Annotated in this window: 26 protein-coding genes; 24 read left to right on the forward strand and 2 right to left on the reverse strand. The window is 34.6% G+C overall.

Annotation, left to right across the window (positions count from 1 at the left end):
- Positions 1 to 97: 97 nt before the first annotated feature.
- The 13 genes from FGL66_RS01350 to FGL66_RS01410 all read left to right on the forward strand — a co-directional run bounded on the left by FGL66_RS01350 (position 98) and on the right by FGL66_RS01410 (position 14,670).
- Positions 98 to 901 carry an ABC transporter ATP-binding protein gene (locus FGL66_RS01350; protein ID WP_180809831.1) on the forward strand — a complete coding sequence of 268 codons (804 nt, stop codon included), beginning with the start codon at positions 98 to 100 and terminating at the stop codon, positions 899 to 901.
- A 25-nt stretch (positions 902 to 926) separates the two neighbouring features.
- On the forward strand, positions 927 to 1,928 hold the full coding sequence (locus tag FGL66_RS01355) for a FecCD family ABC transporter permease (protein ID WP_374757667.1): 1,002 nt from the start codon (positions 927 to 929) through the stop codon (positions 1,926 to 1,928).
- Complete coding sequence (locus tag FGL66_RS01360; protein ID WP_180809833.1) at positions 1,925 to 2,941, forward strand: FecCD family ABC transporter permease; 1,017 nt, start codon at positions 1,925 to 1,927, stop codon at positions 2,939 to 2,941. The genes FGL66_RS01355 and FGL66_RS01360 overlap by 4 nt, the downstream gene beginning before the upstream one ends.
- 171 nt (positions 2,942 to 3,112) lie before the next feature.
- Positions 3,113 to 3,613, forward strand: a complete 501-nt coding sequence (locus tag FGL66_RS01365; RefSeq protein ID WP_180809834.1) for a hypothetical protein — start codon at positions 3,113 to 3,115, stop codon at positions 3,611 to 3,613.
- Between the two features lie 271 nt (positions 3,614 to 3,884).
- Positions 3,885 to 5,300 carry an MDR family MFS transporter gene (locus FGL66_RS01370; protein WP_258007292.1) on the forward strand — a complete coding sequence of 472 codons (1,416 nt, stop codon included), beginning with the start codon at positions 3,885 to 3,887 and terminating at the stop codon, positions 5,298 to 5,300.
- A gap of 406 nt (positions 5,301 to 5,706) precedes the next feature.
- A complete protein-coding gene (locus FGL66_RS01375) occupies positions 5,707 to 6,774 on the forward strand; it encodes a YkvI family membrane protein (protein WP_180809836.1) in 1,068 nt (355 codons plus the stop codon).
- 42 nt (positions 6,775 to 6,816) lie between these two features.
- Positions 6,817 to 7,848 carry an alpha/beta hydrolase gene (locus tag FGL66_RS01380; protein WP_180809837.1) on the forward strand — a complete coding sequence of 344 codons (1,032 nt, stop codon included), beginning with the start codon at positions 6,817 to 6,819 and terminating at the stop codon, positions 7,846 to 7,848.
- A 150-nt stretch (positions 7,849 to 7,998) separates the two neighbouring features.
- On the forward strand, positions 7,999 to 8,679 hold the full coding sequence (locus FGL66_RS01385) for a response regulator transcription factor (RefSeq protein ID WP_180809838.1): 681 nt from the start codon (positions 7,999 to 8,001) through the stop codon (positions 8,677 to 8,679).
- Positions 8,666 to 9,688 carry a sensor histidine kinase gene (locus tag FGL66_RS01390; RefSeq protein ID WP_180809839.1) on the forward strand — a complete coding sequence of 341 codons (1,023 nt, stop codon included), beginning with the start codon at positions 8,666 to 8,668 and terminating at the stop codon, positions 9,686 to 9,688. The genes FGL66_RS01385 and FGL66_RS01390 overlap by 14 nt, the downstream gene beginning before the upstream one ends.
- 112 nt (positions 9,689 to 9,800) lie before the next feature.
- Positions 9,801 to 10,562: an ABC transporter ATP-binding protein gene (locus FGL66_RS01395; RefSeq protein WP_180809840.1), complete on the forward strand. Its 762-nt coding sequence runs from the start codon at positions 9,801 to 9,803 to the stop codon at positions 10,560 to 10,562.
- The gene (locus FGL66_RS01400) at positions 10,552 to 12,453 is read left to right on the forward strand and encodes an FtsX-like permease family protein (RefSeq protein ID WP_180809841.1); all 1,902 of its coding nucleotides are present in this window, start codon (positions 10,552 to 10,554) and stop codon (positions 12,451 to 12,453) included. Before FGL66_RS01395 ends, FGL66_RS01400 begins: the two co-directional genes overlap by 11 nt.
- 584 nt (positions 12,454 to 13,037) lie before the next feature.
- The gene (locus tag FGL66_RS01405; protein ID WP_180809842.1) at positions 13,038 to 13,655 is read left to right on the forward strand and encodes a DUF47 domain-containing protein; all 618 of its coding nucleotides are present in this window, start codon (positions 13,038 to 13,040) and stop codon (positions 13,653 to 13,655) included.
- A gap of 13 nt (positions 13,656 to 13,668) precedes the next feature.
- On the forward strand, positions 13,669 to 14,670 hold the full coding sequence (locus FGL66_RS01410; RefSeq protein ID WP_180809843.1) for an inorganic phosphate transporter: 1,002 nt from the start codon (positions 13,669 to 13,671) through the stop codon (positions 14,668 to 14,670).
- A gap of 55 nt (positions 14,671 to 14,725) precedes the next feature.
- Here FGL66_RS01410 and FGL66_RS01415 read toward each other — a convergent pair whose 3' ends face one another.
- The gene (locus tag FGL66_RS01415; protein WP_180809844.1) at positions 14,726 to 15,556 is read right to left on the reverse strand and encodes a LysM peptidoglycan-binding domain-containing protein; all 831 of its coding nucleotides are present in this window, start codon (positions 15,554 to 15,556) and stop codon (positions 14,726 to 14,728) included.
- A 198-nt stretch (positions 15,557 to 15,754) separates the two neighbouring features.
- Here FGL66_RS01415 and FGL66_RS01420 point away from each other — a divergent pair, with 198 nt between their 5' ends.
- The 9 genes from FGL66_RS01420 to FGL66_RS01460 all read left to right on the forward strand — a co-directional run bounded on the left by FGL66_RS01420 (position 15,755) and on the right by FGL66_RS01460 (position 23,964).
- On the forward strand, positions 15,755 to 16,372 hold the full coding sequence (locus FGL66_RS01420) for a Bax inhibitor-1/YccA family protein (protein WP_180809845.1): 618 nt from the start codon (positions 15,755 to 15,757) through the stop codon (positions 16,370 to 16,372).
- A gap of 131 nt (positions 16,373 to 16,503) precedes the next feature.
- Positions 16,504 to 16,974 carry a peptide-methionine (S)-S-oxide reductase gene (locus FGL66_RS01425; RefSeq protein ID WP_180809846.1) on the forward strand — a complete coding sequence of 157 codons (471 nt, stop codon included), beginning with the start codon at positions 16,504 to 16,506 and terminating at the stop codon, positions 16,972 to 16,974.
- A gap of 261 nt (positions 16,975 to 17,235) precedes the next feature.
- Positions 17,236 to 17,949, forward strand: coding sequence for a YebC/PmpR family DNA-binding transcriptional regulator (locus FGL66_RS01430; protein WP_180809847.1), 714 nt, complete (start codon positions 17,236 to 17,238; stop codon positions 17,947 to 17,949).
- A 17-nt stretch (positions 17,950 to 17,966) separates the two neighbouring features.
- Positions 17,967 to 18,446: a cupin domain-containing protein gene (locus FGL66_RS01435; RefSeq protein WP_180809848.1), complete on the forward strand. Its 480-nt coding sequence runs from the start codon at positions 17,967 to 17,969 to the stop codon at positions 18,444 to 18,446.
- Positions 18,447 to 18,939: 493 nt separating this feature from the next.
- Positions 18,940 to 20,145: a restriction endonuclease subunit S gene (locus FGL66_RS01440; protein WP_180809849.1), complete on the forward strand. Its 1,206-nt coding sequence runs from the start codon at positions 18,940 to 18,942 to the stop codon at positions 20,143 to 20,145.
- 309 nt (positions 20,146 to 20,454) lie between these two features.
- Positions 20,455 to 21,018 (forward strand): ribonuclease FAU-1 family protein, encoded by a 564-nt coding sequence (locus FGL66_RS01445; RefSeq protein ID WP_180809850.1) that lies wholly within the window; start codon positions 20,455 to 20,457, stop codon positions 21,016 to 21,018.
- A gap of 124 nt (positions 21,019 to 21,142) precedes the next feature.
- Positions 21,143 to 22,027, forward strand: a complete 885-nt coding sequence (locus tag FGL66_RS01450) for a LysR family transcriptional regulator (RefSeq protein ID WP_180809851.1) — start codon at positions 21,143 to 21,145, stop codon at positions 22,025 to 22,027.
- Positions 22,028 to 22,219: 192 nt separating this feature from the next.
- Positions 22,220 to 23,419 (forward strand): sugar efflux transporter, encoded by a 1,200-nt coding sequence (locus tag FGL66_RS01455; protein ID WP_180809852.1) that lies wholly within the window; start codon positions 22,220 to 22,222, stop codon positions 23,417 to 23,419.
- Between the two features lie 59 nt (positions 23,420 to 23,478).
- The gene (locus tag FGL66_RS01460) at positions 23,479 to 23,964 is read left to right on the forward strand and encodes a DUF456 domain-containing protein (protein WP_180810444.1); all 486 of its coding nucleotides are present in this window, start codon (positions 23,479 to 23,481) and stop codon (positions 23,962 to 23,964) included.
- A gap of 54 nt (positions 23,965 to 24,018) precedes the next feature.
- On the opposite strand, the gene FGL66_RS01465 is transcribed toward FGL66_RS01460, so the two are convergent.
- On the reverse strand, positions 24,019 to 24,702 hold the full coding sequence (locus tag FGL66_RS01465) for a hypothetical protein (RefSeq protein ID WP_180809853.1): 684 nt from the start codon (positions 24,700 to 24,702) through the stop codon (positions 24,019 to 24,021).
- A 196-nt stretch (positions 24,703 to 24,898) separates the two neighbouring features.
- On the opposite strand from FGL66_RS01465, the gene FGL66_RS01470 reads away from it, so the two are divergent.
- Together FGL66_RS01470 and FGL66_RS01475 are read left to right on the forward strand one after the other, a co-directional pair.
- Entirely contained in the window at positions 24,899 to 25,225 is a 327-nt protein-coding gene (locus FGL66_RS01470; RefSeq protein ID WP_180809854.1) for an SA0632 family lipoprotein, read from the forward strand.
- Positions 25,226 to 25,311: 86 nt separating this feature from the next.
- Positions 25,312 to 25,611, forward strand: coding sequence for a hypothetical protein (locus FGL66_RS01475; protein WP_180809855.1), 300 nt, complete (start codon positions 25,312 to 25,314; stop codon positions 25,609 to 25,611).
- Positions 25,612 to 25,694 lie beyond the last annotated feature (83 nt).

Raw genomic sequence — 25,694 nt, forward strand, 5'->3', positions numbered from 1 at the left:
TGAAAAATGGTATAATACGCCAAGTATGATAATGATTCTCAATTGTATGGTGAGTTTATAATATAAATGAAGAAGATATATAGAAAGAGGGATGACAATGAGCAGATTAACGGGGAAAGAAGTAACGATTGGTTACGGTGATCGTGTCATTGTGAATAATTTAGATGTTGCTATACCAGATGGTCAAATCACTTCTATTATTGGTCCTAATGGTTGTGGCAAGTCAACACTTTTAAAGGCTTTATCACGATTATTAAATGCTAAAAGTGGTGAAATCTATTTGGATGGTAAAAACATACAGTCGCAACCGACAAAAGAAGTGGCTAAAAAGATTGCTATCTTACCCCAATCACCTGATGTTGCAGATGGTTTAACAGCAGGTGAGTTGGTATCTTATGGGCGTTTTCCACATCAAAAAGGTTTTGGCAGACTGAGTGAAAAAGATAAAGAAGAGATTGACTGGGCTATGCGTGTCACAGGTACGATTGACTTTAAACATCGTGCGGTAAACGACTTGAGTGGTGGACAAAGACAACGCGTATGGATTGCTATGGCATTGGCACAAAAGACGGATATTATCTTTTTAGATGAACCGACAACATATTTGGATATCTCCCATCAACTTGAAATTTTAGAGCTTGTTCAACAATTAAATGAAGAACATGGTACGACAATTATTATGGTGTTACATGATATTAACCAAGCAATACGTTTTTCAGACCATTTAATCGCGATGAAACAAGGTGAAATTATTAAGCAAGGTGAAACACAAGAAGTATTGACAAATCAAATATTAGAAGAGGTTTTTAATATTGATGCCGAGCTGAGTACAGACCCACGAACAGGAAAACCTATGCTTGTCACTTATAATTTATTATGTAAACACTATGAAAAAGTATAATGAAAAGTAATAGAGGAAAATGATAATGAAAAGAAAATCAATCGGTCATATACCCTTTACATTACAACTTGTATTATCAATTGTTATTTTGTGTGTTGTATTTGTTCTATCTATTATTTTAGGGGATGCACGTGTTCATGTGACAACGATTGTTGAGGCGATTTTGCATTATAATCCTACAAATCAGTCACACAATGTTATTTCTGAGATTCGTATCCCTCGTAATATCGGCGCATTATTAGTAGGTGTTGCACTAGCTACTGCAGGCGCGGTTATACAAGGCGTCACAAAAAATAGTTTAGCAGACCCTAGTCTAATTGGATTGAATGCAGGTGCGGCATTTGCATTGGCTGTTACATTTGCTTTTTATCCCAATGCTTCGTTTCTTGTTCTTATCTTTTCAAGTTTTGCTGGAGCTGTTTTAGGAGGCGTGCTCGTACTTATTATTGGATCGTCTAGACGTGATGGTTTTAACCCGATGCGATTGATACTAGCAGGAGCGGCTGTTAGTGCTTTACTAACAGCATTAAGCCAAGGTGTTGCACTTATTTTTCGTCTTAATCAGTCGATTAATTTTTGGAGTGCAGGTGGTGTATCCGGAACAAACTGGCAACAAGTATGGATAGCTACACCTATTATTGGCATGGCACTTTTAATCTTAATATCAATGAGTAGACAGCTTACAATATTGAGCTTAGGAGAAGCATTAGCAGCGGGGCTAGGTCAAAATATTAAGTATATCCGTTTAGTGAGTGTACTGTTAACGATGTTGTTAGCAGGAATTTCGGTTGCAATGGTTGGACAAATTGCATTTGTTGGATTGATTGTCCCTCATATTGTACGCTTTTTAGTCGGTACAGATTATGTCAAAGTTTTACCAATGACAGCCGTATTAGGAGGAACGTTAGTACTGGCTGCTGATTTAATTGCACGCTTATTAGGTGAGGCGCCAATGAGTGCGATTATTTCATTTATCGGAGTGCCTTACTTTCTATATTTAATTCGTAAAGGAGGGCATACGATATGATTCATCCACAACATATATTGAAGCAACGTATCGTTTTGTGCATTACCGTAATCATGCTATTCATGGCTATGATTTGGAGTATGACAACGGGTGAATATCCTATGACATATCATCAAATCGTACAAACACTATTAGGTAAAGGGACTTATGCAGATACATTGATACTCATGGACTTTCGTATGCCACGTGTTGCAATTACGTTGATGGCTGGTATTGCATTAAGTATGAGTGGTGCGATTTTGCAAAGTGTTACTAAAAATCCATTAGCTGAACCCGGAATTCTGGGCATTAATGCTGGAAGTGGCTTTGCCATCGCTTTATTCATTGCAGTCGGTCATATTAGTGCGGATCACTTTGTGTATATTTTACCTCTTGTCAGCATGATAGGTGGACTCGTAACAGCACTTTTTATTTTTCTATTCAGTTATAGTGGAACAAAAGGACTGTCTCCTGCAAGTATGGTACTCGTTGGTGTGGGATTATCAGCTGCATTGTCAGGAGGCGCATTAACTTTACTAGCTACGTTCGACCGTGATCAGTCTGAATTTATTGCCACATGGTTTGCTGGTAATATATGGGGAGACAGTTGGCCATTTGTATGGGCATTCTTACCTTGGTTATTGCTGCTTGTACCCTATCTTTTCTATAAAGCAGAGACACTTAATATTTTACATACAAACGATTTGACTTCAGTAAGTCTCGGCATATCTTTGAATAAAGAACGTTTTATACTGGTATTGGTTGCTGTACTTTTATCTTCGGCAGCAGTATCAGTCGCAGGGTCAATCGGTTTTATCGGATTGATGGGACCACATATTGCAAAATCAATAGTAGGGCCACGCCATCAGCTCTTTTTACCGATTGCATTGATTACAGGTGCTTTCTTATTGGTCATATCTGATACTATTGGAAAAATTGTACTTCAACCTACGGGGGTACCGGCGGGGATTGTTGTAGCTATTATTGGTGCACCGTACTTTTTATATTTAATGTATCGTACACGTTCGGTTTGAGTAATATTCAATCCAAAGGCGGAGTACAAAAGTGGGTCGGCATGTTATACTGGGTTTGGATATGAAAATTGATTAAAAGTATCGTTTTTTCTTTTACAGTCGAGCATGTATGACTATATTATGATACACTAGAAATATTAAAATTGATGGTATATGTGTAGGAGGAGCGCCATGAAAGATTTAATTAAAAACCATGTCTTAAACGGTGAATTTGAATCAGTGAAAAATTTAATGGCTGCAACGGACTTCCTAGAGTTTGAAGAGGCTTTTATATCAAGTGCACATGAACAAGAGAGCGTAATGTATTATACGTGTTTGTTAGATATGATTAAAGAAGAGGAAACATCTGAAATTCATGACCTTGCCTTTTTGTTACTCGTCTATCCCTTGAGTGATGTAGCAGGTGCTTTAGATGCGGCATATTACCATGCTAAGGCATCTATTGAACTCACGAAGGGACAAGAAGTGAAAAGTCTATTGCAAATGTTATTATTACATGCAATTCCCGAACCTGTAATTTCAGATAAGCAGGCTTTTAATACATCGAAACAGATTTTAAAACTTGATCCGAACAACAAAGTAGCACGCAATGTTCTGAAAGAAACAGCGAAACGCATGGATCAAGTTGTTGTAGACTTTGATCAACTGAATACTTATAAGGATGCTAAATAAATAGAGTTATCATTCAATACTTAGTAGTTAACCGAGATATTTTGTATGACGTATGGATTCAAATATCTCAGTGAGCTACTATTTTTTATTTTTAAGAATAGAGATAAGAAGGATATTTTTTGATCATATACGTTTGCCATTACTTTGATTCATCCATAACTTTACTTTTTATAAAAGTAAGCGATTACCTTGAGTCGAATACTTTTCTTTGCTATTTGTACCATGTATAATGTCAAAGTTACTTTATTTTAAGAAAAAGGAGCAATCAGTCATGGCGCAACAACATACTAAAATTATTATGACCGTTTTTTTAATAGGTGCCTTTTTTATGATTTTAAATGAAACTTTATTAAATATAGCATTACAAGAATTAATGAATTATTTTGATATTTCTCGTACAACAGTACAGTGGATGGCAAGCGGGTTTATGATGGTAACAGCTATTGTTTCCCCCTTATCAGCCCTTATTATTCAATGGTTTACGACACGTCGTTTATTTTTAATGATTGTTGCTGTATTTACTTTGGGAACACTTATCTCCGGTTTAGCAGTCAACTTTCCAATGCTATTAGCTGGGCGTATGATTCAAGCAGTAGGTACAGGCTTGATGATTCCGCTTATTATGAACGCAATGTTATTGATGTTTGATGTTTCAGTACGGGGACGTGTTATGGGCTTTTTCGGTTTAATTATCATGTTTGCACCAGCAATAGGTCCCACATTATCTGGTGTGATTGTAGACTACTTGGGATGGCGTTGGTTGTTTTTTAGTGTCATTCCCTTCATGATATTTACTTTTATTTTCGCTGCACGTTTTCTGAGAAATGTTGGAGAAGTTACACGTCCAAATATTGATATAAGATCAATATTCCTTTCAACAATAGGAATTACGGGTGTGATTTATAGTATCTCAACAGTTAGTTCAGTTGAAGGTGGACTACTTACAGCACAAATTTTAATTCCCTTTATTGTAGGTATGGTCTGCATCATTGCATTTGTGCGTCGCCAGTTGACCTTGGAAACGCCTATTTTAGATTTTCGTGTACTTTCAATCCGAAATTTTCGCAGAGGTATGTTTGTTTTTATTATTGTTGTGATGAGTTTATTTGCTTCAGAAATTGTAATGCCAATGTATTTGCAAGGGCCTATGGGTTTTTCAGCTAAAGTAGCAGGTTTGATTTTATTACCAGGTGCATTGCTTAATGGCTTTTTATCACCATTCATGGGAGGTTTGTTTGATCGCATAGGACCACGTAAAATGATTTTACCGGGACTTATTGTATTGTTAAGTGTAATGATTTTTTATACAACGATACATCCAGGTGTACCAGTATGGCATTTTATCGTTGCATATATGTTATTGATGGTGGCAGTTGCAGCAATTATGATGCCTGCAAGTACAAATGGGCTTAATGCATTGCCAAAAGAAAAATATCCACACGGTACAGCAATTTTTAATATTCTTCAACCTCTTGCTGGTTCAGCAGGTATTTCAGTATTTGTAGGTATTCTAACAGGGGTTCAAAATAGTGAAATGGCAAAGCATCATACGGTGACACAAGAGATACAAGACCAAGCAATGACGTCAGGGATGCATGCAGCCTATTTATTTGCAATTGCACTTATCGTGATCGGTATTGGGATAGCATGTACATTAACTAATGCTTCTAAAGAAAACTTAAAATAGGAATGATAAACGTTGGCGAAAGAGGATCATATGATCTTTTTCGTCAACGTTTTTTATACAATAAAGTCACGATCATAACAAAATGTAAAGGCGGTATTATAAATTTTGAGTGTATTTTCATTTATATGGTGTATTAATCCTTTTATATTTTGCTGTTTTTTTGAAAATAAAAAGAGTATCGTTTGAAATTAAAGGATCGAGTGAATTTTTATACAAAATAAAGTCTTTTATATGTATTGATATTCAATTTGGCGTATGATTACAGTCCCTAAAAAGAATCATTATTTTGTTTATCCTTAGTGTCGCAAAGGGTATAGCATATTGAATAGCCTGAAGAAATTTGAAATCAATCGTATATTATGGTTTAATGTTTAACGTGTTTTGCAAATTGAGGAGGTCAAAACAGATGCAAAAATATGGAGAAGCAATCAAAATTGCTTTCGCTTACGTAGGAGTTGTTGTAGGAGCAGGATTTTCTACTGGTCAAGAAGTACTACAATTCTTTAGTAAGTATGGTATTTATTCGTATATCGGTGTAATTATTTCAGGGCTTATCTTAACATTTATTGGGCGCCAAGTTGCTAAAATTGGTACAGCCTTTGATGCAGATAACCATGAATCTACACTTGAATATTTATTTGGTAAAAAATTTGGTTTAATTATTGACTATGTACTTATTTTATCGCTGTTTGCAGTTACAATTACAATGATTGCAGGTGCAGGTTCAACATTTTATGAGAGTTTTAACATCCCGGTATGGTTAGGTGCATTAATTATGTGTGCACTTGTATACCTAACACTGTTAATGGATTTTAACAAAATTGTAGGGGCGCTTGGTGTGATTACACCGGTTCTTATTGTGTTAGTTGTTATTATAGCGGCGACTTATTTGTTTAAAGGATCTATTTCATTTGGTCAAATTAATAGTGTTGTAGAAGAACCAAGCTTGTTAATGGGAATTTGGAAAGGTTTTAACTATGGTGGTCTTGCCTTTGCAGTCGGCTTCAGTACACTTGTAGCTATCGGTGGAGATGCGTCTAAGCGTCTTGTTTCCGGTATGGGTGGACTCATGGGTGGTATTGTATACCTAGTATTGCTTGCATTAATTAACTTTGCATTGCAATCTGAATATCCAAGTATTCAAGACTCAGCTATTCCAACACTCGTGTTAGCCAATAACATTTCACCTATTTTAACTTTTGTATTATCAATTGTTATGTTAGCGGTTATGTATAATACAATTTTAGGTTTGTCTTATTCATTTGCTGCACGTTTTACAACACCGTATTCTAAAAAGTATTATGTGATGATTTCTATTATCGTACCACTTGCTTATGGTTTAAGCTTTGCTGGTTTTGAAGTTTTAATTCAGTATGTATACCCAATTATGGGAGCAATCGGTCTTATTATTGTTGGCGGTGTGATTGTGAAGTATGCTTATAGAAAGTCACAAGATAAGAAATTCATTGCTTAATCATTAAAATATGTTAAAATTTCCCCGAAAGGGAAGATCGATATGACAAATCACAGAAAGAGATGGATTGTGATTGCTTCGATTATTTTACTTGTGATAGCCGGTCTTGTTACCGGCTATTTTTTCGAACATCATGAAAAAAGGCAAGAGAAAAACGAAGTGACAATTCAAAATAAAAATGTATCTGTATTTACAAACATTACTTATATGGAGAGCTTACCTAACAGTCAATTGGATATTTTAATGCCTACACGTGTCAATGCGGATGATAAACTTCCTGTTATTTTCTGGGCACATGGAGGTGGCTTTATAGCGGGTGATAAGCAATATAAGAACCCGCTACTGGCACAAATTGCAGAGCACGGTTATGTTGTGGTTAATGTGAACTACGCTTTGGCACCAGCATATCAATATCCTACACCGCTTATTCAGATGAGAAATGCTGTTCAGTTTATTAAAACAAATGAGCAACATTTACCTGTTGATTTAGATCAGGTGGTCATTGGAGGAGACTCTGCAGGTGCTCAAATTAATAGTCAGTTTGCAGCGATACAAACCAATACACAATTGAGACAGCAGATGAACTTTCCACAGCAATTTTTACCAGAGCAAATTAAAGGTGCTATATTTTTAGGTGGTTTTTACGATATGAAAACGGTTCGTGCAACTGAGTTTCCACGTATCGATTTATTTATGAAGAGTTATACAGGTGTAGCAGATTGGGAGAAAAACTTTAAAAACATTGCAGAAATGTCTACGATTGATCAACTGACACCTCATTATCCATCAACTTATCTGTCTGTGGGTGATGCAGATCCATTTGCAAGTCAAAACAAAGTATTTGCCAAGGCTTTACGTGATGAAGATGTTGCTGTTGATACTCAATTTTATAATGGATCACACCATTTGAGACATCAATATCAATTTCATTTAGACAAACCGGAGTCAAAAGAGAATATTAAACGTATTTTAAGCTTTTTAAGCAGACATACAAGTCAAACCAGAAGTACGGATAGAATAAATGGTGATACCGTACATACAGAGATTCATTTAAATCCATATAATGAGTTATAATAGTGTGAGGATTGTTTTATGCAGAGTTATAATATTCTGTATAAGAACGATCCTCCTTTTTTAGTTATTATTAGATTGATAACAATTTCAACGAGGTGGCATATCATAGACATAGTATATCGAGGTATGCGTTATAGAAGGTGAAAAGTAATGAAAATATTGTTAGTGGAAGATGATCAAACATTATGCCTACAAATTAAAGAAGCTTTGAATCGATGGGACTTTGAAGTCGTAACAGTAACTGATTTTGGACAAGTTATAGAGATTTATGAACAAAGTATGCCACAAATAGTTGTAATGGACGTAACATTGCCTAAATATGATGGCTTTTATTGGACGCGTGAAATTCGACAACGCTCTAATGTTCCTATCATTTTCCTGTCATCACGTGATAGTCCAATGGATCAGGTGATGAGTATGGAATTAGGAGCAGATGATTATATTCAGAAGCCATTTCATATGCCTGTGCTGGTTGCTAAACTGCAAGCCGTGTATAGACGTGTTTACCAATATAACCTTGATGAGAAAAGAACATTGGTTTGGCAAGGCTATACGTTAGATTTAGCAAAAGATTGTCTTGTACAGCATGATACTTGTATCAATCTTTCTAAAACAGAAATGCTCATTTTAGAGGTACTTATAAAAAAGAAAAATCAAATTGTAACACGTGAAGAGCTGATGACGACGTTGTGGGATGATGAGGCATTTGTGAGTGATAATACATTGACGGTTAATGTCAATAGATTGCGTAAAAAACTGGAAAGTATTCATTTGGATAAAGCGATTGAAACAAAAGTAGGAAAGGGTTATTTAGCACATGAATCCATTTAAATGGTGGTGCTACTTTTTATATGAACGTCGCAGTTGGATTGTACTACTGATTTTACTTGATATACTACTGTATGGTGTTGCGTATATCGATAAAGATATTGCTGTTTATAGTGCATTGTATATAATAGGTATCCAGTGGTTGATGATAGTTGTTTTTTTAATGCTCACTTTTTTTCGTGAAACTTCCTTTTATCGAAAGTTAGAAGAGGGCACACCTATACGCGCAATACATCATCAAGAGTATGCAGAGACACCATTCGAAAAAACAATGGTGACTTATTTGGAAAACAAATTAGATATACAACAGCGAACTTTAGAAGAACAGAAACAACAGTTACATATGCATGAGCAAATACTGACAGAGTTTGTACATGATATAAAAACACCTATTACCGCAATGAAATTATTAATTGAACAAGAAGATGATTTTTCACGTCGTCAACAAATGATGTATGAATGGTCACGCATTGACTATATGTTGGATCAGCAACTTTTCTTGTCACGTTTAAATTATAAAGCCAATGATTTATATTTTGAAACGGTAGCGCTACGTTCATTAATTGTTGAAGAAATTCATCAAATGCGACATGTAAGTATGCGCAAGGGGATTGGCTTTCAAATTGATTTAAAAGACGATTTATACGTTCATACCGATAAGCGTTGGCTCAAAATGGTGTTACGTCAAATTTTGTCGAATGCTGTGAAATATATGGTATCTGGAGAAGTTTGGGTTAAGGGACAGAAGATAGGAGAACATGTTCAGTTAATCATACAGGATGAAGGATGTGGTATTGCACAACATGATTTACCCCGTATTTTCCAACGTGGTTTTACGGGTTCACAACAACCGATACAATCTACAGCATCAGGTATGGGCCTATATTTAGTAGATGCTATGAAAGAAGCGTTAGGTTTAAATTTAAAAGTGAAATCTAAGGTGAATGAGGGAACGACTGTCATCATTTATTTTGCTAAACAGAATGAGCATATTGCACGCATGTCTAAGTGACAATATTGTCACTTAAGACATGCGTTTTGTTATATGATTCAAACGCAAATAAATAGAAAAGGAGGTATGATGAAGTCAATCATCCATTGAACTTAAAGGAGTGTAAGGAGATATGTCTATCTTAAATGTTAAAAATGTAACAAAAGTTTATGGGAATCATAAGCAATCTTTTGAAGTCTTAAAAGATATTAATTTTGAAGTGGCACGTGGTGCGTTTGTATCTATTATGGGACCTTCGGGTTCTGGGAAAACAACACTATTGAATATATTAAGCTCTATCGATTATGTCACACAGGGTCACATTGAAATTAACGGCCAAGATATTACAAAGATGAGCAACACAAAACTTTCTGATTTTCGTAAACAGGAAGTAGGGTTTATTTTTCAAGATTATAATGTACTGCACACTTTAACGGTAAAAGAAAATATTATGTTGCCACTATCAATTACTCAATTAAGTAAAGAAGAGAAAGCGTCACGTTATGAAGAAGTGACAGCGGCATTAGGGATACAAGATTTAAGTCATAAATATCCGAGTGAAATATCCGGTGGACAACAACAACGTACGGCAGCAGCACGTGCATTGATTAGTAAGCCGACGATTATTTTTGCGGACGAACCGACAGGCGCACTTGATTCTAAAAGTGCACAAGATTTGCTAAAGCGATTAGCTGCGATTAATCGGGACATGAAGACGACAATTATTATGGTCACACACGACCCAGTGGCAGCAAGCTATTCAAACCGTGTGATTATGTTAAAAGACGGTCAAATTCATACTGAACTTTTTCAAGGTGATAAAACAACCTCACACTTTTATCAAGAGATTATTCAAAATCAAAGTGTTTTAGGTGGTGTGACTTATGACATTTAATCATATTATTATTAAAAACCTTATACAAAACTTAAAATATTATGCAATGTATTTATTTGCACTTATGTTAAGCATTACAATGTACTTTAGCTTTGTTACATTAAAATATACAAAAGGTGTTGACCAAGGAGGAGAGATTGTTACACATGGCGCGAGTATTGGAGAGAAGTTTTTATTTATTATTATTTTAGTCTTTTTAATGTATGCTAACCATTTGTTCATTAAAAGACGTACGAAAAGCTTTGCATTATTTCAACTCATTGGATTATCACGTAAAGATTTACTGCGCATGTTTATTTTGGAACAAACGATTATTTTTTTCATTACCACAATGATTAGTATATTTATCGGTGTTTTTGGTTCACGTTTATTACAATTGATTTTAATAAATATATTATCTATTCCAATACATGCTGAAATTGTATTGCACCTAGAGGCAGTGAAGGTAACACTGATTTTAATATTTTTTGCTTTTTTGCTTATTATATTTCAAAGTTATATGTTTATTAGACGGCGTTCAATTGTTCAATTAATGCATGATTCTAAACAATCAGAAGTGCAGGATCCACATATTACCAAACGAGAAGCTATCTTAGGTGTGTTGGGTTTATTGATGATTGGTACAGGTTATTATCTCTCAACCATTATGTTTGATAATGAAATATTAGTCACTATGATTATGGCAAATGCACTATTTATACTGTTTTTAACAGTATTAGGCGCATACTTCTTTTTTAAAAGTTCTGTATCATTGATTTTTAAAACATTGAAACTCAAGAAAAATGGCAATGTATCGATTACAGATGCTATATTTACCGCTTCTATCATGTATCGCATGAAGCGAAATGCTTTTTCTTTAACAACAATTGCAATTATTTCTGCTATTACGATATCTGTTTTGTCTTTTGCAGCATTAGGGTATGCAGGTGTACAAAAAAATATTAACTTCACAACGCCATATGAGTATACCTATTATAACGAGCAACATGCCAAAAAATTTGAGTCGGCACTTCAATCACAAGGTATTGCTTACGATAAATATATGCAGCGCCTTACAACAGTACCGGTTAAAGGGAAAGATACACAGTTGAATAAGAAGTTTACTGCTGTATCCATCGTTCGTGATACAGAAATAGAGGGTATGAATGTGGAACCAGGAGAGGTGAAATTTGTAAATGTATTTGAAGTGACAAATAATTTTGCAGGTTTAGAGAAGGGGATGATGCTTTCTCTGGGCAAGGGCTCACATCAAGCAACACTCAAAGTCACAGCGCTTGATTCTGATAACTATGTTGCGAATGTTTTTTTACAAGGCACACCTTTAGCTGTCGTGGATACGCATACTTATGAAAAGTTAGAGGCATCAAAATTGGAAGGAAAAGGACATAGTGATGCAACACAAGTCGGTTTTGAGTTGAAAGATCGTAAAGCGTATCAACATGCAACAACATTAAATAAGAAATATAATCCTCAGAATCCAGAATCACGTACTGAAGTAGAAAAAGAACAGTTGAAGTTTGCAGGAATGTTTTTATTTGTAAGTAGCTTTTTAGGGATTGCTTTTCTTGTGGCAGCAGGATGTATTATTTACATTAAACAAATGGATGAAACAGAAGATGAAATAGGGAATTATCAAATTTTGCGTAAGATAGGTTATACGCATCAAGATATGTGTAGAGGTTTAGCATTGAAAGTGGCATTTAACTTTGGATTGCCACTCATTGTAGGTTTAGGACATGCTTATTTTGCAGCACATGCCTTTAATGTATTATTAGATACACCAAGTTTTACCCCTGTACTGATTGCTATGGCAGTATATTCATTAGTTTATGCACTGTTTGCATGGATTGCTTATATTCATTCGAAAAGAACAATTAAATATAGTTTATAGATTAAAGCAAACTGGACAAGGAGAAATTGTCCTAAACAAGTGAGTAAATATCTATAAGTAGCAGTAGGTTTCTAAAATGAAAAAGTATTTTAACAAGCGCTTTTCACTTTGAGTTACTCTTGCTAGGGCGGGATTGCAAAAGCTTTTTGTTCCGTCCTTATTTAATATAAAGACGAAAGAAATTTTTAAAAGATATTCCATACCTCGATCAGCGACTTATGATTGAAATAATAAAACAGCTATGTAGTACTAATAATGTGAAAATATGAACAATTATTCACAATATAACAAAATAAAATGTTAATGTTTTGTAAATTTAATTGTAGAGTGACGAGATGTGTGCTACTTTCAAATAGGTGTCTAAAAAATTTTGTATTTTAACTTCGAATATCTTTTGATAATGAGAGATATAGACATTGCTTTTATTTACAAGTTGAACGAATAGAATATTAGAAAGTGAGTATGACGTCTTAATCGTAATAAGATAAGAATTATAAGTTAACATTGAATTAACAGTGTTTTATAATTAAGTAAACAATACATTTACAAAGTGATTTCATAAATCGCTGATCGGAGGATTACAAATGATTAAGAAGAAAAAGGATAAGTTCATGGAGCGCCTAGAGGATATGATTTTCAACTTAGACCGTGCTGCAGTTGAGTTCGGTAAGATGGATTTCAACACACACCTAGATTTGAGAACTTATGCTGATAACATTAAAACGTACGAGTCTCACGGTGATGATTTGATGCATCAAGTCATTACAGACTTGAACCAAACGTTCATTACACCGATAGAGCGTGAAGACATTATGGCGTTGTGTAATGCAATTGATGATGTGCTTGACGCTATGGAAGAGACTTCGGCTATGTTTGAAATGTATTCTATTGAGTACACGGATGAGTATATGTCAGAATTTGTCGATAACATTCAAAAAGCAATTGGTGAGATGAAGTTAGCGATTGGTTTAATGACGGAAAAGAAATTAGCGCATATGCGTGTGCATTCTATCAATATCAAAGAGTATGAAACAAATTGTGACGGCATTTTACGTCAATCGATTAAACATATTTTTAATAGTGAAACAGACCCAATAACATTAATTAAAATCAAAGATATTTATGAGAGTTTAGAAAATATTGCGGATCGTTGTCAAACAGTCGCAAATAATTTTGAAACAATCATAATGAAAAATAGCTAAGGAGTCTTCAACTATGGAGTTTTTGATGATTATAACAGTAGCTATTATTATTTTTTCGTTGGTTTTTGACTTTATTAATGGATTTCATGATACAGCGAATGCCGTAGCTACAGCCGTTTCTACACGTGCATTGTCACCAAGACATGCAATTCTTTTAGCAGCAGTGATGAACTTTATTGGTGCGCTCACATTTACAGGAGTGGCATCAACCATTACAAAAGAGATTGTTAATCCATTTACACTTGAAAATGGATTGGTTGTTGTATTAGCAGCAATTTTAGCGGCTATCATTTGGAACTTAGTCACATGGTATTATGGTATACCAAGCTCATCGTCTCATGCTTTAATTGGTGCGATTGCAGGTGCTGCTATTGCGTCAGCAGGGTCGTTAAATGTATTACATTTTCAAGGGTTTACAAAAATTGTGCTCGTATTAATTTTGTCGCCTATCATTGCATTTACAGTGGGTTTTATTATTTATTCATTAGTAAAACGTATTTTTAAAAACGCAAACCTTGCACGTACGAACCGTAATTTTCGTTTGTTTCAAATTTTCACAGCATCATTACAATCTTTTTCTCATGGTACTAATGATGCACAAAAATCTATGGGTATTATTACGATGGCTTTAATTGTTGCAAATGTTCAGACGAGTGTTGAACCTGCATTATGGGTTAAAATATCATGTGCAACAGCAATGGGGTTAGGTACAGCAGTTGGTGGTTGGAAAATTATTAAAACGGTGGGCGGTAATATTATGAAAATCCGTCCGGCTAATGGCGCTTCGGCAGATTTGGCATCAGCATTGACGATATTTGTTGCTTCATCATTACATTTTCCATTGTCAACAACACATGTCGTATCGTCATCAATTCTTGGTGTAGGATCAGCCAATCGTATCAAAGGTGTACATTGGAATACGGCTAAACGTATGATTGTCACATGGGTCATTACATTACCTATTTCGGCAGTGATTTCAGGATTGATCTATATGATTTTGAATCTTTTCTTATAACAACAAAAAAGTTTGTGATGTCGCATTTAAAAGTGTGACATCACAAACTTTTTTACTAATGAATATAATTGAATGAGCTTGTAAGTGAACTTGGAATTGTACGATAACCTACAACACCCGGTGGTGTGTTATAATTCATTTCTGAAACGAGGACGCTACCATCTCCGTTGACACGTTCAACGTAAGCAACGTGTCCGACAGCCCCTTCAGTAGTTTGTAAAATAGCGCCTGCTTGGGGAGTGTTGTTCACAGAATAGCCATCTGCAGCAGCACGGCTTGCCCAATTATCAGCATTCCACCAGTAAGTACTAATGGTTTGACCTGTTTCTGCACGACGGTTAAAAGCATGCCATGTACATTGTCCCCATGTATATAAATTAGAGTGACTAAATGTTGGTGAGTTATAGCCTCCATTTGTATAAGTTGTACCGGATGCATCTCCAGATGGTGAACCACTTACGTTAGCAGTTGGCACATAATTAGCCGTGTGACCCGGGATTTGTAATGTTTGGTTAGGGTGAATAAGATAGCCATTCAAACCATTGGCATTCATTAAATCTTGTACAGATACACCATATTGAGCGGCAATAACATCTAAAGATTCACCTGCTGTTACTGTATGACCTTGTCCCCCTGTGGCTTGTGTTGTATAAGTTTGTGTATGACCACTAGAATGAATCGATAAAGTTTGGTTAGGGAAGACCATATTATTAGATAAACCATTAGCTTGTTTAAGTGCATCGACGGTTGTACCATATTGTTGTGCAATTGTCCATAAAGACTCACCTGATTGTACGGTATGTTGTGTTGAAGCTTCGGCATCTTGATGTGCAAGCACAGCTGCTGCGCCAGATGTCACTGTAAGTGCAAATGCGAATTTTTTCAATGTACTGCCTCCTTATGTATAAATATCGACATATTGTAAATTATTGTTTTATTATTCTTGTACATGGTATCAAATATTATTATCCTTGTGGGCGATGTTACGAATCTGTAATAATTTTTAAATGTTTTTGTGATTGATTATCTTTTGATATATAGCTAAAAATGCATACAATATAAGAGAAAGGAAAGGTAATGCTATATGGTTAAGTTTTCCCAGCATAATCGTTATGCACAAGTTTGGTTGTTCTTTTTATATTATTGGTTGGTTTTCAGTGTTTCGATGTATTTCGGTCAATTTTTGCCCCATGCATGGCATCAACCGTTATCCATAGGTTTGGCAGTGCTTATTTTAATGACGATGTTTATACAAAGAGCGCGCTTTAGTGGCCCTATTATCTCACATATCTACACAATTGTGGCGGGCTTGTTATCTTATGCAACAGTGATGTATGCATGGACAGATTTGGGTGCTAAAGATTTTTGGACAGTTATTCTATTAGCAATCGTTGGATTTTTAGTTTTTGGTATTCTTGGCTTTTTTGTGATTCAAGATGCATCTCGCATGGGCAGATACTTATTTGTTACATTAATCGCACTAATCTGTATGAGTATCGTTGGTTGGTTTTTACATATTCCTATGTTATACACAGTGATTTCTGTTATTGGATTATTACTTTTTCTTTTATATACATTATATGATTTTAATAGAATGAGACGAGGTGCTTTTTCACCAAGAGAAATGGGTTTTAATTTATTTCTAAATCTATTTCGTATTATTCGCCACGCACTTCGACTTGCACAAGTAGCTAAAAGATAAATAGTGATATATATCCGATAGATGGCGTTATTTGAAATGGTTTAAGTACATCGACTTTCTTAAAAATCGATTTAATACTAAAATTGGATTAATCAAAAACACTTAATATAAAAGTGGAGTGGGAGTTGGCTATGGAAACGATATATTTAGCAGGTGGTTGTTTATGGGGTGTGCAAGCTTTTGTAAAGACATTACCCGGTGTAGTTGAGACAGAAGCGGGTAGGGCGAACGGAAGTAGCCGTACACTTGAAGGTGAATACGATGGCTATGCAGAATGTGTAAAGACTGTATTTGATCCTGCAATTGTACAAGTAGAAGATTTGATGACATACTTGTTTGAAATTATAGACCCATATAGTGTAAACAAACAAGGTGAAGACGTTGGGTTAAAATATCGAACAGGTGTCTATAGTGAGCAAGAGTACCATTTAGAAGCTGCACGTCAATTTATAGCAAATAGAAGTGATGTAGACCGAATTGCAGTTGAAGTTAAAGCATTGGAGAATTATGTACGAAGCGCTGAAGAACATCAAGACCGTTTAGCCAAATGTCCAGACGATTATTGCCATATTTCCCAAGAAATGCTGAATAAATATCAATAAAGCGGTATGAGAGCTGAGGCATTGTATTGATCAAGACAGGTATGACAAGATAAATAGAGTGTTAGTTTATATTGATACTCACTTAGAGAAGATCAATATTTAAAAATTCTAACCTTAATATAGAGGATACGATATAGGTAGTGAGAAAGTTATAGTATGATTGTTTGTGATAAGTCGTACATATTTGAGTGTATTGCTTTCATCTCAATGTACCATGTATAATAAAAGTAATTTAAAAGCAATCGAAAGTGAGATGGAAGAATGGGACGTAAATGGAACAACATTAAGGAGAAAAAAGCACAGAAAGATAAAAATACAAGTCGTATTTATGCTAAGTTTGGTAAAGAAATTTATGTGGCAGCTAAATCAGGTGAACCGGATCCAGAATCTAACCAAGCATTAAAACTTGTGTTAGAACGTGCTAAAACGTATTCTGTACCCAATCATATTATTGATAGAGCTATTGATAAAGCAAAAGGTGGCGGAGATGAGAACTTTGATGCCTTACGCTATGAAGGTTTTGGTCCAAGTGGTGCGATGTTGATTGTCGATGCACTTACGAACAATGTCAATCGTACGGCTTCTGATGTGCGTGCAGCATTTGGTAAAAATGGCGGCAATATGGGTGTTTCAGGGTCAGTAGCATATATGTTTGACCACACTGCAACATTTGCTTTTGAAGGTTTTGATGTTGATACAGTTTTAGAGCAACTCATGGATAAAGAAATTGATGTACGTGATGTAATTGAAGAGGGAGACTTAACAATTGTATATGCAGAGCCTGACCAATTTGCGTCTGTTCAACAAGCATTACGCGATTTAGGTGTACAAGACTTCGAAGTGGCAGAGTTGGAAATGTTACCGCAAACAGAAGTACAATTATCCTCTGAAGATCAAGAAACTTTTGAGAAGCTTGTCGACGTGTTGGAAGACCTTGAAGATGTTCAACATGTCTTTCACAATGTAGCATTGTAATGATTGGAGCATAATGAATGAATGCAAAGCAATGGATAAAACATTTGCAGTTAGAACCTCATCCAGAAGGTGGATATTATCGTCAAACCATTTTAAGTGCTGATAAGGTGAAAGATCGACCAAACTATTCGAGCATTTACTTTTTATTAGAAGATACGAATATTTCTCACTTTCATCAAATTGATGCTGATGAAATATGGTATTATCATGCAGGTGCAACATTAACGATTCATATGATTCACGCTGACGGTACATACGAAGCAGTACGTTTAGGCGCGCAAGTTGACCGAGGAGATGTTTTACAATATGTTGTCCCTAAACATACAATATTCGCGTCTTCTATTGAGGAACAAGATGCTTTTGCTATCGTAGGCTGTATGGTACAACCTGCATTTCGCTTCGAATATTTCAAACTTTTTACGCAAGATGAATTATTAGAACGTTATCCACAGCATGAAGCAATTATTACACGATACGCTAAAAGAGCGCTATATTAACGCATCTACACCCTTTGATGTCTTTAAGAGATTTGAGAGGGTGTATTTTGTTGGGCGCTTCACCTTTTGTGGTATACAAAAAGCACACATGTCTCTATAATTTTAAGTGCTCAAACTCAAATTAAAGTAGACATGATGCGCCTATGTGTAATGATATATTAAAACGACTTAAAATAAAAATACACATAGATATTCAAGACGATGTTGACGTACGAGGGACAGCTTTTCACAGTCATTTGAATTTAAAAAAGGGAAAACCCAAATAACCCAACTGACCAATAAGTCGAAAAACATCAATTTTTACACAAATAGAGAAGTCATAGATAAGTTATACAGCAAGCTTAGAAGAAATCGCAGACAATGACTATAACAAGATATGTCGATACATTTGAAGAAGAGTCCATAGATTTAGAACGAGTACAAGCAGATGTGGAGATTAAAGAAGTAGAATAAGAAATAGAAGGCTACTTAAAGACATTAAGGGGGATAACACATGACTAATCAAACGAAAAATGTACCCGAATTAAGATTTCCAGAATTTGATGGAGAATGGGAATATAATTTATTTGGTGAAATTGTTACGAATAAAAGTAAAAAATTTGATCCCAAAAAGGAAGACTCAACTCAAGATATAGAACTAGATAGTATTGAGCAAAATACTGGCCGATTACTTAATACATATATATCTAAAAACTTTACAAGTCAGAAAAATAAATTTTATAAAGGTAACGTGTTGTATAGTAAGTTAAGACCATATTTAAATAAATATTATTATGCACAAATGAATGGTGTATGTTCATCTGAAATTTGGGTTTTAGACAGCTTGGATAAGCAAAAGTTATCAAATCTTTTTTTATACTTTTTTATTCAGTCCAATAGGTTTAGTAATGTGGCAAATAAAACTGCAGGGTCAAAAATGCCTCGTACGGATTGGAATTTAGTGGAAAATGTTAGATTATATAAAGGTTCGATTGAAGAACAACAAAAAATTGGTGGATTTTTCAGCAAACTGGACCAACAAATCGAATTAGAAGAACAAAAGTTAGCCAAACTAGAAGAAAAGAAAAAAGGATATATGCAAAAGATTTTTTCTCAAGAGTTAAGATTTAAAGATGAAAATGGGAAAGAGTATCCAGAATGGGAAGTTAAAAGATTAAATAATATTATACATTTACAAAATGGTTATGCTTTTCAAAGTAATTTATTTTCAGACAAAGGCACACCAATTATAAGAATCACAGACATTAATAAATCCTTAGTTTCAGTAGGGACAACTTATTATCCTGAAGATATAAATATTGATGAAAGGTTTATAATTAATAAAAACGATATATTAATAGCAATGTCAGGAGCTACTACAGGTAAATTAGGTAAATATATTAGTGACAATCCTAGTTACTTAAACCAACGTATAGGTAAATTTGTAATGAAAGATGGAGGCGACAATGATTTTATATTTGCCTATTTGAATTCAATGAATTTCAAAAAAGAGCTAACTAAGTTACTAGTGGCAGGAGCACAACCCAATATAAGCGCTCAAGATATTGAAAATATAAGTCTTGTAATACCTTCTAGTGAGGAACAAAGAAAAATAGGAGTATTCTTTAACAAATTAGATAAGTTAATAAAAAGACGATTCGATAAAATTGAACTATTAAAACATCGTAAAAAAGGCTTACTACAAAAGATGTTTGTTTGATGCTTATAACACCTTATTAACTCAAACGATATAAGTTTTTTAGTCTGTGCCAGTCATGTTGTAGTATCAAATGTTTTATTATTATGACTTTTTGAGGTAGCTATGCAAATATAACACCATTAAAAAATATTGCGATTTTCAAATTAAATTATTACAATTCTTGCTATTTTTGCGCTTATGAAATGATAATAAATAAAACGAGATACTTTTAATGATCTATTCATCGCAGTCAAAATAAATGCGTTAAAGTTCGAACGAGTGACAGGGTGCTATTATTTATATATAATAAACGAAAGGAGGAGGGTGACTGTGAAAGTAAAATACATTGATAAACGTCACTGGCGTCGCCTCTTAGACCGTGATTATATAGAAGTAAAAGTCAATAACAATAAGTTTAAAGGTATTATCGGTTTAATCACGATTAATAAAGTGAGGGAGCCGTTAGAAGTGACCGTTGTGGGTAAGAAGATGATTGTAGCTGATGATAAATACCAATGGTTGCAAATCGTACCAGAAAAGAAACGTTATAGTGTAACTGTGATGTTCAACGATCGTGGTGAGCCGTTACAGTATTATTTTGATGTTAATTTAAAAAATATTACTCAAAAGGGTAAAGCGAGAACGTTAGATTTATATCTGGATGTTCTAGTTTTACCAGATGGACGTTATGAACTTGTAGACCAAGATGACTTAGAGCGTGCGTTACAGACGAATCAAATTACGCGTAAACAATATCATGAAGCATATATTATTGCACATCAATTAATGATACAAATTGATGAAGATTTTAAAAGTATTGAAGACAAGGTCATGTATTGTTTCAAAAAGATTAGACATAAACATTACAGGAGAGAACACTCACGCACATATTAAAGAACAGACGACTTGGAAATGTGTGATGTTAGGATATTGAATGGCACACTGGACGAGGCGTCGTCTGGTGTTTCTTTAGTTTAGATTGGAAATAAGAGTAGTTATAGTTAGAGGAGGAACAGTAGTGAAAATTGATGATTATCGATTACTTATCACATTAGATGAAACGAGGACTTTGCGTAAAGCAGCAGAACGTCTTTATATTTCTCAGCCAGCTGTGACGCAGCGTTTAAAATCTATTGAACGTTATTTTGGTGTCGATATTTTTATAAGAACTAAAAAGCAATTAATCACGACGACAGAAGGTGCAATGGTTATTGCACATGCTAAAGAGATGTTAAATCAAGAAAGCCTCTTTCAAGATAAGATTAAAGCCCATGTTGGAGAAATTAATGGCAGTCTATCAATTGGTTGTTCATCACTGGTGGGGCAGGCCGTGTTACCCGACGTATTAAGCCGTTATACATCAGAATATCCTAATGTAGAAATTAAATTACAAATTGGTTCGAGTGACCATATTAAAACACATTATAATGATTACCACATTATGATTGTGAGAGGGAACCAGCTCTTAAATAAACATAATGACCATTTAATGGATGACCAACATTACTTCATTTATCCTAAAAACAAAGCATCAGAATTACATAAGCTGCCGTTTATTGAGTTTCAAGCAGATCCAGTTTATATTAACCAAATTAAGGCATGGTATTATCAACATATGTCTCAAGACTATCATGCGCGTATTAAAGTGGATCAAGTTGCAACGTGTAAGGCGCTATTGCTGAGTGGTGTTGGGTTGACGATATTACCAGAAATTATGACAAAAGATTTGGATGCAGATCAGTTTGAAATGATTAAAGTAGATATCGAAGAGCGCCCACTTGTTCGTGCAACATATTTAAGCTATGACATGAGTATGATGCAACTGCCACAAGTCAATGCTTTTATACGTGTTTTAAAAGAGTATGTTCAGGAAACTCGTAATAATGATATTGCGCTACACTAATATAAAGGTAGTGTGCAATTTTTATTGTAAATATCTATAAGTGATTGGCTAAGCCTGATATAAAGAGAAATTAAAGGTCAGTGCATAGTCATTTTACGATTTTTATTGATTGTGAGAGGTGAGGTTTTTGATAAAAGTGCTTAAATCTTGCTTCTTTATTGTTTGGTGAGGTCAAATAAAAAGGAGATTTGTATGTTTCGCGAGCTATTAACGATTAAAAATTATAAGTTATTTATTGTAAATATGATGTTAATTGGAATGGGGATAGCAGTAACGGTACCATTTTTTGTATTATTTGCAACTAACCAATTGGGAATGACAACAAACGAGTTTGGTTTACTCTTAGCTCTAGCAGCAATGAGTCAATTTACAATGAATGCTATCGTGGCACGATTTTCAGATACCCATGCTATTAATCGTAAAATCATTATTATTATAGCGTTGTTAATGGGTGCCATTAGTTTTTCTCTTCCGTTTTTTGTAGATAATATTATTTTGTTTATTATATTATACGCAGTGTTTCAAGGATTGTTTGCACCAGCTATGCCTCAATTATACGCATCAGCGAGAGAATCGATTAATCAATCTACATCAAGCAGTCGTGCCATCTTTGCAAACTCTGTACTCCGTTCCATGTTTTCTTTTGGCTTCTTATTTGGTCCGTTAGTAGGTAATATTTTAAATCAATCAATGGGATATAGTGGCTTATTTGGTGGTACAGTAGCTATTATTTTAACGACACTTATATTGCAAGTCTTCTTTTTTAAAGACGTCCAATCCACCCAACCTGTACGTGAGCATACACCCACTGAACAAAATGCACCTTCTATGCTGACACATACATATTTAATTGTGCCATTTTTAGCGTTTATATTACTTCATGTTGGTCAATGGATGTATACATTGAATATGCCATTATTTGTCACTAATTATTTACATGAAGAAGAAAAGTATGTGGGACATCTTGCAAGTTTGTGTGCAGGCTTAGAAGTGCCATTTATGATTATTTTAGGTATTGTTGCGAGTAAAGTTTCGACTCGGACGCTCTTAGCTATTGCTGCACTTTGTGGTGCTTTATTCTTTGCAAGTATTGGTATTTTTGAGAGTGTACACATCATGTTAATAGGTCAGGTCTTTTTAGCAGCATTTTTAGCAGTGTTATTAGGCATAGGGATTAGCTATTTTCAAGATATTCTACCACAATTTCCAGGGTACGCCTCCACGCTGTTTGCGAATGCAATGGTAATCGGTCAGCTGTTAGGTAATTTACTCGGTGGAGCAATGAGCAACTGGGTGGGATTAGGTAACGTCTTTTATGTTTCAGCATTTTCACTGGTTTGTGGTTTTATTCTTATTTTATTTACTAAAAAAGATGTTGCTGTACGATCATGACATTCAACAAAAAATGAATAATCCAGTTATATTGTAAGAGAGGTAACATTATGGAAAATATATCTGTTGTTTTATGGATACTTGTTTTGATGACATTTATTATGGCATTCGTTGGACTTGTTAAGCCAGTTATTCCTGCTGTTTTGATGCTTTGGATTGGCTTTTTTATTTATTATTTTGGGATTGATAGAGCGTCATTGTCGTTATGGTTTTGGGGTGCCATGCTATTGTGGACGTTGTTTATTCTTATGGTAGATATATTTTTGAGTCGTTATTTTGTAACACGATTTGGAGGTTCTAAACAGGCAGAGTATGCGGCATGGATAGGGGTTATTGTGGGTACATTTATTTTGCCACCGTTTGGTATTATGATTGTTCCGTTTGTTGCTGTTTTAGTCATCGAATACATACAAAAGCGTCACTTGTATAGTGCGATTAAAGTGAGTGTGGGTGCAGTAGTTGCATTCTTCTCAAGTACACTAGTACAAGCGTTGGTTATGCTTATGATGGTCACGTGGTTTTTTATTGATGCGTTATGGTTGTAAAAACATAAAGATGTTAAGCATCTTAAAAACGTAATTAAGACATATAGAGTTACATCAACGCCATGAGGCACGATTATCTTGTTGTTGCTTTGTATTCATATAGAGTCCTACGGGTAGAATAAATAGAGATGCAATAATGAATGTCCAGTTGTCAATATGAAAATAAGGGCCAAACTCTAAAAAACGTTGTGGAAAGAAAAAGATATTAAACATAATCATAATAAGACCTATCAAAATGAAATAACCACCCAGCCATGCCCAGCGAGAATAGCTAAATGCTTGGAGTTGCACCATTTTAAAACAAGCCCATACAAATAAGAAGATAACAAATAGACCACTTAAAAAGGTGAGTGGAAATGTATAAATAAAAATACGTGTATCATTAATAAAGAAACCTAAAAATCCTTTGAGAAAGCAGAAAAGCCCTAATAAAAAGATGATATGCTGATAAATATATCGAAAAATATTAATAAATGTATGATTGGGCAGTGTTTTAATTGTTTGAATCGCATGCTTTTTAGGATCATGATTAAAGAAATCCATAGCATGAGTTCCTTTGTTTTCTGCTTTGAGTAGGTGTGTTAAAATGCGTTGTAATACTTTTTCAGAGTCGTACGCATTAACACGCATATCTGCACGTACATATGTCATATAACTTTCAAAAATTTGACGATCTGTATTATTGAGACGTAAAGACTTTACGTTGTTTTCTTTCATCAATTCATTGGTAGTTTTCATAAAGCAATACACCTTTGTTCAATGTGATTTGTTAAGATGACCTTATTATACGACTTTAAGTATAGAAATCAATCATTATTATCAAGTGAGTTGGAATGAGTGAGATTCAGGTGTGCTGATTTCTATTTATGTTTATGCGTCATATTGAAAGACATGATAGAATAAAGATAAGCAATTCTTGCATTGGAGAGAGATTATGAAGAAACAAGTTGCAATATTAATGATAGGTGCATTGATGTTAACAGGGTGTGGCAAAAGTGAAAAAGCTAAGCTACAAGATGAGATTCAGTCACTTGAAAAAGAACAGAAAACATTGAAACAAGAAAATAAAAAGTTAAAAGAACAAGGCGATAAACTGGATGATCAAATTAGAGAAATGGAAGATAAGATTGAACATGATGTCAATCGCAATGAAGAAGAAAAAAGAAGTACTAAGGAAGATGAAGCATCGTCTACCTCAGCACAAGATGAAACTTCAGAAAATCAGCAGCAAAACGATGCGCACGATAAAGAAGAACAATAAATTTCAAATTGAGCTGTTTGAAAATAATGATGTAAGGGTATGTTGAAAAACAATAGAAATGAACGAATAGAAAAGAGGAATCGTCTATGTATGAAAAAGAATTTGCACTTTTAGAAGGACGTGACATGTCACTTGTTGAACTCGGAAGAGAGCTTGAAAATATCACAGGTTATGACATGATTGATTCAACTGGAGAACTTGAAAGATCAATTGCGCTAAAGCCGAACTTTCAACATGATTGGGAAACATATACAGCGACTTATCGTTTAAAGCATCGACATGATTATATAGACGCAGTGTTTAATATCATTAAAGATTATAATGAAGAACGTATAAAAGAAGTCCCAGTAAAAATTCAGCTTATCAGTTATATATCAAAAGCATAAAAATTGAAACGTCGGGACTAGGGCATTTTTGTCTTTAGTCCTCAATTTTTTTTGAATGATTCATTACAAGCGGAGTCGTATTT

The sequence above is a fragment of the Staphylococcus sp. 17KM0847 genome (assembly GCF_013463155.1).
GTDB lineage: Bacteria > Bacillota > Bacilli > Staphylococcales > Staphylococcaceae > Staphylococcus.